This is a genomic window from Mycobacterium sp. NPDC006124, assembly GCF_040614235.1.
Lineage (GTDB): Bacteria > Actinomycetota > Actinomycetes > Mycobacteriales > Mycobacteriaceae > Mycobacterium.
This window is the reverse complement of sequence record NZ_JBEXUA010000006.1, coordinates 148,009-160,867: the sequence shown is the minus strand read 5'-3', so window position 1 is coordinate 160,867 and position 12,859 is coordinate 148,009. Positions and strand designations below refer to the sequence as shown.

13 protein-coding genes are annotated in these 12,859 nt (G+C 67.8%); 9 read left to right on the top strand and 4 right to left on the bottom strand.

The window, feature by feature from the left end:
• A complete protein-coding gene (locus tag ABZ195_RS14685) occupies nucleotides 1-495 on the bottom strand; it encodes a cupin domain-containing protein (protein WP_355218839.1) in 495 nt (164 codons plus the stop codon).
• Between the two features lie 79 nt (nucleotides 496-574).
• Between ABZ195_RS14685 and ABZ195_RS14680 the strand changes: the two genes are divergently transcribed.
• Nucleotides 575-1,321 carry an acyl-ACP thioesterase domain-containing protein gene (locus ABZ195_RS14680; RefSeq protein ID WP_355218837.1) on the top strand — a complete coding sequence of 249 codons (747 nt, stop codon included), beginning with the start codon at nucleotides 575-577 and terminating at the stop codon, nucleotides 1,319-1,321.
• Here ABZ195_RS14680 and ABZ195_RS14675 read toward each other — a convergent pair whose 3' ends face one another.
• Nucleotides 1,322-2,212, bottom strand: a complete 891-nt coding sequence (locus ABZ195_RS14675) for an SDR family NAD(P)-dependent oxidoreductase (protein WP_355218835.1) — start codon at nucleotides 2,210-2,212, stop codon at nucleotides 1,322-1,324.
• 97 nt (nucleotides 2,213-2,309) lie between these two features.
• Here ABZ195_RS14675 and ABZ195_RS14670 point away from each other — a divergent pair, with 97 nt between their 5' ends.
• The 3 genes from ABZ195_RS14670 to ABZ195_RS14660 all read left to right on the top strand — a co-directional run bounded on the left by ABZ195_RS14670 (nucleotide 2,310) and on the right by ABZ195_RS14660 (nucleotide 5,653).
• Nucleotides 2,310-2,867 carry a helix-turn-helix domain-containing protein gene (locus ABZ195_RS14670; protein WP_355218833.1) on the top strand — a complete coding sequence of 186 codons (558 nt, stop codon included), beginning with the start codon at nucleotides 2,310-2,312 and terminating at the stop codon, nucleotides 2,865-2,867.
• A 181-nt stretch (nucleotides 2,868-3,048) separates the two neighbouring features.
• Nucleotides 3,049-4,674, top strand: coding sequence for a chaperonin GroEL (groL, locus tag ABZ195_RS14665; RefSeq protein ID WP_355218831.1), 1,626 nt, complete (start codon nucleotides 3,049-3,051; stop codon nucleotides 4,672-4,674).
• 145 nt (nucleotides 4,675-4,819) lie between these two features.
• Nucleotides 4,820-5,653, top strand: coding sequence for a DUF559 domain-containing protein (locus ABZ195_RS14660; protein WP_355218829.1), 834 nt, complete (start codon nucleotides 4,820-4,822; stop codon nucleotides 5,651-5,653).
• Nucleotides 5,654-5,715: 62 nt separating this feature from the next.
• On the opposite strand, the gene ABZ195_RS14655 is transcribed toward ABZ195_RS14660, so the two are convergent.
• Both ABZ195_RS14655 and ABZ195_RS14650 read right to left on the bottom strand, forming a co-directional pair.
• A complete protein-coding gene (locus tag ABZ195_RS14655; RefSeq protein WP_355218827.1) occupies nucleotides 5,716-7,023 on the bottom strand; it encodes an MFS transporter in 1,308 nt (435 codons plus the stop codon).
• An 88-nt stretch (nucleotides 7,024-7,111) separates the two neighbouring features.
• Nucleotides 7,112-8,833, bottom strand: a complete 1,722-nt coding sequence (locus ABZ195_RS14650; protein WP_355218825.1) for an amidohydrolase family protein — start codon at nucleotides 8,831-8,833, stop codon at nucleotides 7,112-7,114.
• 47 nt (nucleotides 8,834-8,880) lie between these two features.
• On the opposite strand from ABZ195_RS14650, the gene ABZ195_RS14645 reads away from it, so the two are divergent.
• The 5 genes from ABZ195_RS14645 to ppk2 all read left to right on the top strand — a co-directional run bounded on the left by ABZ195_RS14645 (nucleotide 8,881) and on the right by ppk2 (nucleotide 12,847).
• Complete coding sequence (locus tag ABZ195_RS14645) at nucleotides 8,881-9,264, top strand: VOC family protein (RefSeq protein WP_355218823.1); 384 nt, start codon at nucleotides 8,881-8,883, stop codon at nucleotides 9,262-9,264.
• Between the two features lie 29 nt (nucleotides 9,265-9,293).
• Nucleotides 9,294-9,818: a mycothiol transferase gene (locus ABZ195_RS14640; RefSeq protein ID WP_355218821.1), complete on the top strand. Its 525-nt coding sequence runs from the start codon at nucleotides 9,294-9,296 to the stop codon at nucleotides 9,816-9,818.
• On the top strand, nucleotides 9,815-10,420 hold the full coding sequence (locus ABZ195_RS14635) for a PA-phosphatase (RefSeq protein ID WP_355218819.1): 606 nt from the start codon (nucleotides 9,815-9,817) through the stop codon (nucleotides 10,418-10,420). Before ABZ195_RS14640 ends, ABZ195_RS14635 begins: the two co-directional genes overlap by 4 nt.
• Nucleotides 10,404-11,915, top strand: a complete 1,512-nt coding sequence (locus ABZ195_RS14630; protein WP_355218817.1) for an aldehyde dehydrogenase family protein — start codon at nucleotides 10,404-10,406, stop codon at nucleotides 11,913-11,915. Before ABZ195_RS14635 ends, ABZ195_RS14630 begins: the two co-directional genes overlap by 17 nt.
• A gap of 65 nt (nucleotides 11,916-11,980) precedes the next feature.
• Nucleotides 11,981-12,847 carry a polyphosphate kinase 2 gene (gene ppk2 / locus ABZ195_RS14625; protein WP_355218815.1) on the top strand — a complete coding sequence of 289 codons (867 nt, stop codon included), beginning with the start codon at nucleotides 11,981-11,983 and terminating at the stop codon, nucleotides 12,845-12,847.
• The last annotated feature ends 12 nt before the right edge of the window (nucleotides 12,848-12,859 follow it).

Genomic DNA, 12,859 nt, shown 5'->3' with positions numbered 1-12,859 from the left:
TCAGACGAAGTGGTTGTCGTTGGCGAAGAACCACGCCGCGCGTTCCTCGTCGGTGAGATCGCCTAGTTGGGCGAGCCCCTCGAAATAGTGCTCCCGCGGGGCGCCCGGGGCGAACAGCATCAAGATCGACGCGGGCTCGTCGGCCTCGTTGCTGAAGCCGTGAATCCCGCCGGGCGGCACGTAGAGGTAGTCACCCTGGTTGCCGTCGACCCAATCGGTGCCGTCGAACAGGCGCATCCGCCCGGACAGGACGAAGAACGACTCGGACATGGCCCGGTGGAAGTGCGGGCCCGGCCCGCCGGCCTTGGCGGCGAGGTCGACGCGGTACAGGCCGTAGTCGCCGTCGGTCTTCTTCTGGTCGGCCAGATAGTGGTACTGAACCAGCCCGAAGGAGTCGTGGTCGGCGGGTTGGTCTGCTCGCCGCAGGGACGCGGACACCTCCGGTTGCGCCGCGGTGTAGCGGTCTGGGGGATAGGGCGGCACGATCAGCGACACACGAGCAGTCTGCTACCCGGTGGACGGTTGGCACCACCCCGCACCCACTGCCACCAGCGCTGCCGGTAGACAGGACGCGATGAGCAACGCCGAGTCACCGCTGAGCCCGCTTCCCGCCGCCGGCTACGTCTACGAAACGTCGTGGCCGGTCGCCACCGGTGACGTCGACGACCGTCTGATGCTCCGCCTGGACGGGGTGGCCCGCTATATCCAAGAGGCCGGAGCGGAGAACCTCGTCGACTCCGGCGAGGCCGAAGCCCACCCGCACTGGATCGTCAATCGAACCGTCATCGACGTCATCGAGCCGATCGAGTTGCCCACCGAGGTGACCCTGCGGCGCTGGTGTTCGGCGCTGTCGTCGCGGTGGTGCACGATGCGCGTCGACCTCGTCGGCGCCGAGGGCGGGCGCATCGAGACGGAGGGCTTCTGGATCGCGGTCAACGCCAAGACCATGACCCCGCTGCGGGTCTCCGACACCCTGATCGAGAAGTTCGCCACGACGACCACCGAGCACCGGCTCAAGTGGCGCAAGTGGCTGACCGATCCGGAGACCGTCGACGCCACCACGGAGTTTCCCCTGCGCCGCACCGACGTCGACGTCTTCCAGCACGTCACCAACACCGCGTATTGGCACGCCATCCACGAGGTGATGGCGATGGAGCCCGACGTCTGCGTCCCGCCCTACCGGGCGGTGGTGGAATACCGCAAACCGATTCAGTACGGCGAGGACGTGACCATCGGTTACGCCCGCCGCGGCGACGACGTGCACGTCGCGTTGAGCGTCGGCGACGAGGTGCGGGCAGCGGCGCTGCTGCGCAAGCTGTAGCTAGACCGGGAAGACCACACCGGTCAGCTGCTCGGACACCGTCCACAGCCGGCGCTGCACGTCCGCGTCATGCGAGCGGCGACTGGACGTGACGACCTTGGGGTTGCCGCGCATCTCCATGAAGCCGCCGGGGCCGAGGTACTGACCACCTCGGACGGTCGGGTCGGTTGCCGCCCGCAGCGTGGGCAGGGCACCGGTCTCGGTGTCCTGCGACATCGCCGCGAAGGCGATCTTGATCGGGGCGGGCAGGTAGCGGTCGAGCTCCGAACTCGAGCCACCGGGATGAGCGGCGACGGCGACGGTGCTCGTGCCGGCCAGCCGATGCTGCAGCTCGTAGGTGAACAAGAGATTGGCCAGCTTCGACAGCCCGTAGGCGGCCACGCGGTTGTAGCGCTGCTCGGACTGCAGGTCGTCGAAGCGGACCCGACCGAACCGGTGGCCGATGCTGCTGACCGTGACGACTCGCGAGCCTGGGGTCTCCAGCAGCAGGTCGAGCAGCCGGCCGGTGAGGGCGAAGTGGCCGAGATGGTTGGTGCCGAACTGAAGCTCGAAGCCGTCCTTCGTCGTCGACTTCGGGGTGAACATGACCCCTGCGTTGTTGACCAGGAGGTCGACGTGGTCGAGAGCGCCGTGTAGCTGATCGGAGGCGTCGTGGACCGAGTCGAGTGACGAGAGGTCCAACTGCTGCAGGGTGACGTCGGCGCCCGGGGTGCGCCGGTTGATCAGGTCGGCGGCGGCCTTGCCCTTCTCCAGATTGCGGACCGCGAGCACCACGTGGGCGCCCTTGGCGGCGAGCGCTGCTGCCGTCTCGTAGCCGAGGCCGGTGTTCGCCCCGGTGACGACGGCGGTGCGTCCGGTCTGGTCGGGAATGTCGGTAGTGGTCCAACTCATGTCAGCCTCCTGGGTAGGATCGAAGCGGAACGTGCACTCCGGTTGCCCACGACTATACGGAACGCGCACTCCGTTTTGTCAACCCTTAGGAGGCATCGTGACCGAATCCCTTCGGCCGCTGCGTGCCGACGCCGCCCGCAATCGCGCGCGGGTGCTCGAAGTGGCCTACGAAACCTTCGCCGCCGAGGGGGTGGCCGTCCCCATCGACGAGATCGCCCGTCGTGCCGGCGTCGGCGCGGGCACGGTGTACCGGCACTTCCCGACCAAGGAAGCTCTCTTCCAGGCCGTGTTCGAAGACCGGGTGCGCCGCATCGTCGAGGACGCCCGGGCGTTGATCACGACCAAGGGGCCCGGCGAGGCGCTGTACGAATTCATGCGGGGCATGTCTCGGTCCAGCGCCGTCGACCACGGGTTGTTCGATGCACTGGCCAGTTACGGCTTCGACGTCGAGGCCGCCACCACGGGTGCCGAGAAGGAGTTCCTCGGCGTGCTCGAAGAACTACTCGAAGCAGCGCGGGGGGCCGGCACGGTGCGGGCGGACGTCGGCGTGCCGGAGGTCAAGGCACTGCTGGTGATGTGCAAGTCGAACGCGGAGTACGGCGCTGGGGTCGCAAACCGGGTCGTCGACGTCGTCATCGACGGTTTACGCGCCTGAACGAGCCTTGCACTCGCCATGGTCGAGTGCTAAAAATGACGTTGGCACTCGCGATCGGCGAGTGCTAGGTCGGGACGGTGAGACTGGGGCCGCTACTGCGGTCGCACACTCCAGTCGTCCGTCGCGGGCACTGAGCCCGACCGAAATACGTGCCATCCCCAATCCGGAGGAACACTTCGCAATGGCCAAGACAATTGCGTATGACGAAGAGGCCCGCCGCGGCCTCGAGCGGGGCCTCAACGCCCTCGCCGACGCGGTAAAGGTGACGCTGGGCCCCAAGGGTCGCAACGTCGTCCTCGAGAAGAAGTGGGGCGCCCCCACGATCACCAACGATGGTGTGTCCATCGCCAAGGAGATCGAGCTGGAGGACCCGTACGAGAAGATCGGCGCAGAGCTGGTCAAGGAAGTCGCCAAGAAGACCGACGACGTCGCCGGCGACGGCACCACCACCGCCACCGTGCTGGCCCAGGCGCTCGTGCGCGAGGGTCTGCGCAACGTTGCGGCCGGCGCCAACCCGCTCGGCCTCAAGCGCGGCATCGAGAAGGCCGTCGAGAAGGTCACCGAAACCCTGCTGTCCCAGGCCAAGGCCATCGAGACCAAGGAGCAGATCGCTGCCACCGCCGGCATCTCCGCCGGTGACCAGTCCATCGGCGATCTGATCGCCGAAGCCATGGACAAGGTCGGCAACGAGGGTGTCATCACCGTCGAGGAGTCCAACACCTTCGGCCTGCAGCTCGAGCTCACCGAGGGCATGCGCTTCGACAAGGGCTACATCTCGGGTTACTTCGTGACCGACGCCGAGCGTCAGGAAGCCGTCCTGGAGGAGCCCTACATCCTCCTGGTCAGCTCCAAGGTCTCGACCGTCAAGGATCTGCTGCCCCTGCTGGAGAAGATCATCCAGTCCGGCAAGCCGTTGCTGATCATCGCCGAGGACGTCGAGGGCGAAGCTCTCTCCACCCTGGTGGTCAACAAGATCCGTGGCACCTTCAAGTCCGTCGCCGTCAAGGCGCCCGGCTTCGGTGACCGCCGCAAGGCCATGCTGCAGGACATCGCCATCCTCACCGGTGGCCAGGTCATCAGCGAAGAGGTCGGACTGTCCCTCGAGACCGCCGACGTCGCGCTGCTCGGCAAGGCCGACAAGGTCGTCATCACCAAGGACGAGACCACCCTCGTCGGTGGCGCCGGCGATGCCGACGCGATCGCCGGACGGGTCGCCCAGATCCGCGCCGAGATCGAGAACAGCGACTCCGACTACGACCGCGAGAAGCTGCAGGAGCGCCTGGCCAAGCTGGCCGGCGGTGTTGCGGTGATCAAGGCCGGAGCTGCCACCGAGGTGGAGCTCAAGGAGCGCAAGCACCGCATCGAGGACGCCGTTCGCAACGCGAAGGCTGCCGTCGAAGAGGGCATCGTCGCCGGTGGCGGCGTGGCCCTGCTGCAGGCGGCCCCGTCGCTGGACGAGCTCAAGCTCGAAGGTGACGAGGCAACCGGCGCCAACATCGTGCGCGTCGCGCTGTCGGCCCCGCTCAAGCAGATCGCCTTCAACGGTGGTCTCGAGCCCGGTGTCGTGGCCGAGAAGGTCTCCAACCTGCCCGCGGGTCACGGCCTCAACGCCGCGACCAACGTGTACGAGGACCTGCTCAAGGCCGGCGTCGCCGACCCGGTCAAGGTGACGCGCTCGGCGCTGCAGAACGCAGCCTCGATCGCGGCGCTGTTCCTCACCACCGAGGCCGTCGTCGCCGACAAGCCGGAGAAGGCGTCCGCTCCCGCGGGCGACCCGACCGGTGGCATGGGCGGCATGGACTTCTAAGTCCCGTCTACGAAGAAGGCCCCGGTGCGCTCCGCGCACCGGGGCTTTTTCGTTTGTCTCCCCAGTGTGGGTCCTATGCACAGCTTCGCCTCGATTGGCGTACGCGAGGCCCACGGTCGTCGGGGACCGCCGCGACGGTCTCGACATGGAACCATTCCTCGGCAGCACAGCCATCCGCAACGGTGACCTGACCCGTCGCTCGCTTGCTCGCGACAACATCGCCATCCATCGCGACGTTTACCTGCCGCGCGACATCGAGATCACGGCCCTGATCCGAGCTCATGCCGCGTGGCTGGCAACCGGAGCGACGCTGTGTGGGCCGTCCGCCGCGGCGGTGTTCGGCACCAAATGGCTCGACCCGTCGGCTCCAGCGGAGGTCGTCCGAGCGGATCGGCATGCGCCCGCGGGCATCGTCGTGCATACGTGGGAGCTGGTCCCTGGCGAGGTGTGCCGCGTCCGTGGCGTGGCGGTGACGACACCTGCGCGCACCGCGTTCGACATTGGTCGCACGCGTCCGATCGATCAGGCGATCGCCGCCATCGACGCCTCGCTCAACGCCACGCGCATCACGCCGCTGGACGTCCTTGCGGTCGCCGACGCACACCCCGGCGTACGCGGCGTGGCGCGGTTGCGCCGAGTGCTCGACCTCGCCGACGGTGGTGCCGAGTCCCCGCAGGAGAGCAAGCTGCGACTCCTCATCATCTCCGCCGGGCTACCCCGACCCGAGACGCAGATCGAGTTTCCGCGACTGCACATTCGGGTCGACATGGGTTGGCGTCGATGGAAGGTCGCGGTCGAATACGACGGTGTGCAGCACTGGACCGACGGTGGGCAGCGAGCCTGGGACATCGAGCGGCTCGCGCGCCTCGAAGCAGCCGGATGGAGCGTCGTACGCGTCAGTGCGGCGATGATGTCGCGGCCACACTTGGTAATTCAGCGAATTCGCGACAAGCTCCTAGCGGCCGGGTGCCCTGTCTGACGACTGTGGGCCTCGTGCACGGTTCCGTGTCAATTTCGTTACGCTAGGCCCACACTCGGCGACTAGATGTCGGCCAGCGGGGTGGGCTTGAGCAGAAGCGTGGCGACGACGGCGATCGACGCAGTCGCCACCAGGTAGCCGCAGGCGAGCCACGGCGTGCCGCCCGCCACCCCGATCAACGCGGTCAAGATCAGCGGGGTCAGCCCGGAGGCGTAGACGCCGGAGAGCTGGTACACCGTCGACAGCCCGGTGTAGCGAATCCGCGCCGGAAACAACGAGGCGTAGAGCGTGCCCTGGGCGCCGTAGAACAAGGCGTGGACCACGCCGAACACCACCACCATTCCAAGGGCGTAGAGCCAGATGTCGCGGGTGTCGAAGAGGGCGAAGACTGGGAACACGGCGACGCCGTAGGCGGCGATCCCGATGGCGTACACCCGCTTCGGGCCGAAGCGGTCGCTCAGCAGGCCCGACACCGGAATCAGCACGGCCATCAGCAGCGCCGCTACGGTCACGGTCACCAGCACCGGGATCTTGTCGAGCTTGAGCGTGCTGGTGGCATAGGAGATGGCGAACACGCCCCACGTGTTGAAGGCGGCGCCCTCGCCCCACCGCGACAGCATCCCCAGCACCGTGGAGCGCAGCGCCGGTGGTTTGAAGACCGCCTTCAGCGGCACCGCGACCCGCTCACCACCGTCGCGCACCTTCTCGAAGGCCGGCGTCTCGGTGGCCTTCAACCGCACCACGATGCCGAAGACGACCAGCACGACGCTGAAGAGAAAGGCTATGCGCCAGCCGTAGTCGAGGAAGGCGTCGTCGGGCAGTGCGATCTGCAGAAGGGCGAAGACGCCAGTGCCCAAGGCCAACCCGATGGCCAGCCCGACCTGCGGGATGCTGCCGAAGAGACCGCGGCGCCGGGGTGGACCGTGCTCGACTGCCAGGAGCACCGCTCCCGCCCATTCGCCGCCAAGGGCGAAGCCCTGCACGATGCGCAGCACCAGCAGCAGGATCGGCGCCAGAATTCCGATCTGTGCGGCGGTGGGCAGCAGGCCCATGAGGGCGGTCGCTCCACCCATCAGGAACATCGTCAGCGCCAGCGTCTTCTTGCGGCCGATGCGATCGCCGACGTGACCGAAGACGAAGCCTCCGATCGGGCGGACGAGGAAGCCAACCGCGAAGGTGGCGAACGCGAGCAGCGTGCCCACGAACGTGGTCTGATCCGGGAAGAACGCCTTGTTGAACACCAGGCTGGCGGCGGTGGCGTAGAGGAAGAAGTCGTACCACTCGATGGTCGTGCCGACCAGGCTCGCCCACAGCGCTGTTCGGGCCTGTGGCGAGATGGCTGGAGCTTCGTCGCCGGCGGGGGCGCTCATGACCGTCACGGGAGTCAATCACCTCGTGCGTGGGGCCCGTTGACCACCGTTGCGCGCGCGATGATCCGAAGTCGGGACACGGGCCCGGTCAGGCTGGTGCGGACTGCCGGCCCCGCACCAGCTTGCCCGGCAGCGCCGAGGTCGGCACTCCGTTCTCCGAGATGACCTCACCGGACACCACGGTCGCGACGTACCCGTCGGCGGTCTGGTCGAGTCGCCGGCCGCCCGCGGGCAGGTCGTGGACGATGACGGGCTTGTGCAGGGTCAGGGCGGCGTGGTCGACGACGTTGAGGTCCGCCTTGTAGCCGACGGCGATGCGACCCCGGTCGGCAAGGCCGGCCACCCGCGCCGGGGCCGACGTCAGTTCTCGGACGGCGTCGGCGACGGGCAACCGACCGGCGGGCCGGTCGCGCGCCCAGTGCGCCAGCATGTAGGTGGGAAAGCTTGCATCGCAGATCATTCCGTAATGGGCGCCGCCGTCGCCGAGGCCGAGGACGACGTCGTCGCGCTTCATCAACTCCGCGACGGTGTCCAGCGAACCGTCGCGGAAGTTGGCCAGGGTGATCAGCAGCATCGCGCGACCATCGTCGTCGAGCACCCGGTCGTAGGCCTCTTCGAGCGGGCTGACGCCACGGGCTCGCGCACGTGATGCGATGCTCTCCGAGCGGGGCGGCTCGTAGTTGGGCGGCTCGCCGAGGGGGAACATCCACTCCCAGGCCTGTGCGGCGAACATCAGCGGGTGACCGTCGGAGGCGGGCTGGTCGGCCAGGATGCGTTCGCGCACTTCGGGTTTGCGCATCTCGACGACGCGGTCGGCCAGCGGCAGGTGGGCGATTTCGCGGTAACTGGGGTAGAGGACGAACGGGTTGCCGGAGAGTTCGAGGCCTATCATCAGACCGATGGGCCGCGGGAAGATCTGGGCCGAGACGTCACCGCCGGCCGCGTTGGCCTTCGCCACCAGGTCCAGACCGTCGACGTAGAAGGGGTCGCCCGCGTTGCCGATGGCGAGGGTGAACGTCACGGGCAGGCCGACGTCCGCGGCGACGGCGAACACCACCTCCAGTGCCGGGCCGTAGTCCCCGGCGACGAGGTCGGGAACGAACTGGATCAGCCCACCGCCGGCGTCCTTCATGCCGCGGGCGATCGCGTCGATCTCCTCGCGGCCGGCGTTGAAACTCGGTATGGGCTGGCCGCTTTCGCTCTTGTGCAGCGTCAACCGTGACGAGGCGAAACCGAGTGCGCCCACCTCGACGGCTTCGGCGGCGAGCTTGCGCATCTGGGACAGGTCCTCGGGCGTCGCGGCCTCCCGGTCGACACCGCGCTGGCCCATCACGTACACCCGCAACGGCGAGTGCGGAAGGAGTGCGGCCACGTCGATGTCGCGGGGCCGCGAGGACAAGGCGTCGAGGAACTCGGGGAAGGTCTCCCACGTCCACGGCAGGCCGTCGGTCATCACCACGCCCGGAATGTCCTCCACGCCCGCCATGAGGTCGACGAGCGTGTCGTGGTCGTCTGCTCGGCAGGGAGCGAAGCCCACCCCGCAGTTGCCCATCACGGCGGTGGTGACCCCGTGCGCCGACGACGGCGTCATGCGATCACTCCAGATGGCCTGACCGTCGTAGTGGGTGTGCAGGTCGACGAAGCCGGGAGTGACGAGCAGACCCGTGGCGTCGATCTCGCGCGTCGCGTCGCCGTCGACCGTGCCGACCGCGGCGATCACCGCGCCCGACACCGCGACGTCGCCGATGAACGGGTCACCGCCAAGGCCGTCGACGATCGTGCCGTTGCGGATGATCAGGTCATAGCTCATGGGCCGAATCTACGGCGGTGTCGGTGCCATGTGCCACGATCGATTTCGTGATCGACCACTTCGGGATCGTGTGCGCCGACTTCGGCCGGGCTCGGCAGTTCTACGACTCAGTGCTCGGTGTGCTGGGGTACACCCGCCAGATGGAGTTCGGGCCGGCCATCGGCTACGGCCGGGACGGCAAGCCGGACTTCTGGATCGAGGACGGCGGCGATCGAGAGGTGGGCGCCCCGATCCACTTCGCCTTCCAGGCCACCGACGTCGACGAGGTGCGCGCGTTCCACGACGCGGCGCTGGCGCTCGGAGCGGAGTCGCTGCACGCGCCACGTCTGTGGCCCGAGTACCACCCGGGGTACTTCGGTGCCTTCGTGCGGGATCCCGACGGCAACAACGTCGAGGCCGTGTTCCACGGGGCATCCCCGGCCGAGGGCTGACGTCACCGCCACCGAGTAGCGTCTCGACCATGTCCGATACCGACATCTCCGTTGCCCGTGAGCTGCTGCGTGATTCGTTCACCCGGCTCGCCGAACACGTCGACGACCTCGTCGACGGGTTGACCGACGAGGTCGCCTACTACCGCGCCACCCCGAACGCCAATACCGTCGCCTGGCTGCTGTGGCACAGCGCCCGGGTGATCGACGCCCAGCTCAGCGAGATCGCCGGCGCCGATCAGGTGTGGTTCCGTGACGACTGGGTCGGCAGGTTCGACCTCGACCTGCCGAAGGACTCGAGCGGCTACGGCCACGACGCGGACCAGGTCGCCAAGGTGCGCGCGTCGGCCGAACTGCTGGGTGGGTACTACCGCGCCGTGCATTCGATGGCGCTGTCCTACGTCGCGGCGACCACCGCCAAGGATCTCGAGACGATCGTCGACAAGCGGTGGACGCCGCCGGTGACCGCGAGTGCGCGCATCGTCAGCATCGTCGACGACTGCGCCCAGCACCTGGGTCAGGCGGCCTACGTGCGGGGTCTCGTCGCCGAGGGATGAGTCCGGCGCTGAGGTGGTGGCCGGCCGTCGGGCTGCCGCTGACGGTCGCGTTGGGGTTGGCGGTCGGCGACCGGTCGACGCGCGTCGACGACTGGTTCATCCGCAACGGGTGGGCGGCGCACCCCGTGCTCGGGGAGTTGTTGTTCTTCACCGAACCGCTGTTGCTGCAGCTTCTGCTGATCTGCGCGTTCGTCGTCGCCTCCTACCGGCGCCGCTGGCGGCTGGCTGCGGTGGTCGTGCTGACGCCGCTGGCGGGGGTGGTCGCGGTGCGCCTGCTCAAGCGCCTGTTCGGTCGCCAACGGGAGGGCGCGCTCGCCTATCCCAGCGGACACGTGACGGTGATGATGACGGTGTTGGGGATGGTGGTGCTCGTATGGGGCGTGCGCCGATGGCTACTGGTGGTCGTCGCGACGTTCGCCGTGCTGGGCACCGCCGGTCAGGCCGTCACGTACCACTACTTCACCGACACGATCGGTGCGGTGAGCCTCGGCAGTTCACTCGTCGCGTTGGCTGCGATCGCGGTCAAACTTGACGGGTGTCAACCCCGGTGCGATCTGGATCACAGCAACGGTTTAGCATGGGGGAATGACAGCAACGCCTGAAGTCGACGCGGTCGCGAAGATCCTCAATCCGGCCACCGGTGCCGTCGCCGGAACCGTCCGTTGGTCAGACCCGGCCGACGTCGCCAGGATCGCCACCGGACTCCGCCACGCCCAGCGGGAATGGGAGGCGCGCGGCGCCGCCGGACGCGCCAAGGTCATCGCCCGGTACGCCGTCTGGCTCGGTGAGCACCGCGAGGAGATCGAGTCGCTGTTGATCGCCGAGACCGGCAAGTCGGCGACGGACGCGGCACAGGAGGTGCCACTGCTGATCATGATCGCGTCCTACTACATCAAGACGATGGAGAAGGCGCTGGCGCCGGAGAAGCGCCCGGCGTCGCTGCCGTTCCTGTCGATCAAGAAGATCGCGGTGCATTACCGACCCCGCCCCGTCGTCGGGATCATCGCGCCGTGGAACTACCCGGTCGCCAATCTGCTGATGGACGGCATCGCCGCCCTCGCCGCGGGGTGCGCGGTGCTGCTCAAGCCCTCCGAGCGCACCCCCTTGACCGCCGAACTGTTGCAACGTGGCTGGCTCGACTCGGGGGCGCCCGAGGTGATGGCGATCGTGCAGGGCGCGCGCGAGGCAGTCGAGGCCGTCGTCGACGCCTCCGACTACATCCAGTTCACCGGGTCCAGCGCCACGGGCGCCAAGGTGATGGAACGGGCGGCCCGCCGGCTCACCCCGGTCAGCCTCGAACTCGGCGGCAAGGACCCGATGATCGTGCTCGAGGACGCCGACGTCGACCTCGCCGCGCACGCCGCCGTGTGGGGCGCGATGTTCAATGCCGGCCAGACGTGCGTATCCGTCGAGCGGGTGTACGTGCTCGAGCAGGTCTACGACCAGTTCGTCGAGGCCGTCGTGCGCGACGTCGAGAAGCTCAAGATGGGTGCGGGGGAGGGCTACGACTTCGGCGCCATGATCGACGACAGCCAGGTCGCCGTCACCGCCCGCCACGTCGACGACGCCCTCGCCAAGGGAGCCAAGGCGTTGACCGGCGGGGTGCGCCCGACCGGGCAGGGGAGTTTCTACCCGCCGACCGTCCTGGTCGACGTCGACCATTCGATGGCCTGCATGACCGAGGAGACCTTCGGTCCGACGCTGCCCATCATGAAGGTGAAGTCGGTCGCCGAGGCGGTCCGGCTGGCCAACGACAGCCCCTACGGACTCAGTGCGGCGGTGTTCTCGCGTGACGTCGAACGGGCGAACGACGTTGCGCTGGAACTCGATTGCGGCGCCGTCAACATCAACGACGTGATCTCCAACCTGATGTGCACCACGGCCCCGATGGGCGGGTGGAAGACGTCGGGCATCGGAGTGCGCTTCGGCGGTGCCGAGGGTCTGCGAAAGTTCTGCCGCCAGGAGGCCATCGTCAGCCCCCGCAGCAGCGCCGGTGCGGGTGGCAACTACTACAACAACTCGCAGAAGGCGCTCAAGCGCATGAACACGATGATGACGAAGTTCGCGCTGATCCGTCCCAAGCGAGCGGCCAAGTAGCGCTCGCTACCTTCCGTTCACGTCGCGGTCACCGACAATTTTGCCGGGGTCGCTACGTTTCGCCGGTGACCCTGGACGCCTCTGCCCTCAACGGCTACACCGTGCGCGACGACGACGACGACGATCCCGAGCTGATCATCCAGCCCACGGGCGAGGTCGTCGACACCTGGCGGGAGAACTACCCGTACGACGAGCGCATGAAGCGCGAGGAGTACGAGGAGCAGAAGCGGCTGCTGCAGATCGAGCTGCTGAAGCTGCAGAAGTGGAGTCAGACCAACGGGCTGCGGCACGTCATCGTCTTCGAGGGGCGTGACGCGGCCGGCAAGGGCGGCACCATCAAGCGGTTCATGGAGCACCTCAACCCACGCGGGGCCCGGGTCGTCGCACTCGAGAAGCCCACCGAGCGCGAACGGACGCAATGGTACTTCCAGCGCTACGTGCAGCATTTGCCCGCCTCGGGTGAGATCGTGCTGTTCGACCGCTCCTGGTACAACCGGGCCGGCGTCGAACGCGTCATGGGGTACTGCTCGGGCAAGCAGCACGCCGAGTTCATCCGGCAGGCGCCTCTGTTCGAGCAGATGCTCGTCAACGACGGCATCAGCCTCACCAAGCTGTGGTTCTCCGTCACCCAAGCCGAGCAGCGCACCCGGTTCACCATCCGGCAGGTCGACCCGGTCCGGCAGTGGAAGCTCTCACCCACCGACCTGGCGTCGCTGGACAAGTGGGAGGACTACACCGCAGCCAAGGAGGACATGTTCGCGTGGACGGACACCGAGATGGCACCGTGGACCGTGGTCAAGAGCAACGACAAGAAACGCGCCCGCATCAACGCGATGCGCTACGTCCTGGGTAAGTTCGACTACGACAACAAGGACCACGAGGTGGTCGGTCGTGCCGACCCGCTGATCGTAGGCCGCGCGCTGGCCGACTGACCTCAGTCCTCG

Excerpts from the sequence above, each read along its gene's own strand:
- ABZ195_RS14680 (WP_355218837.1), top strand. The coding sequence starts at position 575 with ATGAGCAACGCCGAGTCACCGCTGAGCCCGCTTCCCGCCGCCGGCTAC.
- ABZ195_RS14675 (WP_355218835.1), bottom strand. The coding sequence starts at position 2,212 with ATGAGTTGGACCACTACCGACATTCCCGACCAGACCGGACGCACCGCC.
- groL (WP_355218831.1), top strand. The coding sequence starts at position 3,049 with ATGGCCAAGACAATTGCGTATGACGAAGAGGCCCGCCGCGGCCTCGAG.
- ABZ195_RS14660 (WP_355218829.1), top strand. The coding sequence starts at position 4,820 with ATGGAACCATTCCTCGGCAGCACAGCCATCCGCAACGGTGACCTGACC.
- ABZ195_RS14655 (WP_355218827.1), bottom strand. The coding sequence starts at position 7,023 with ATGAGCGCCCCCGCCGGCGACGAAGCTCCAGCCATCTCGCCACAGGCC.
- ABZ195_RS14650 (WP_355218825.1), bottom strand. The coding sequence starts at position 8,833 with ATGAGCTATGACCTGATCATCCGCAACGGCACGATCGTCGACGGCCTT.
- ABZ195_RS14640 (WP_355218821.1), top strand. The coding sequence starts at position 9,294 with ATGTCCGATACCGACATCTCCGTTGCCCGTGAGCTGCTGCGTGATTCG.
- ABZ195_RS14635 (WP_355218819.1), top strand. The coding sequence starts at position 9,815 with ATGAGTCCGGCGCTGAGGTGGTGGCCGGCCGTCGGGCTGCCGCTGACG.
- ABZ195_RS14630 (WP_355218817.1), top strand. The coding sequence starts at position 10,404 with ATGACAGCAACGCCTGAAGTCGACGCGGTCGCGAAGATCCTCAATCCG.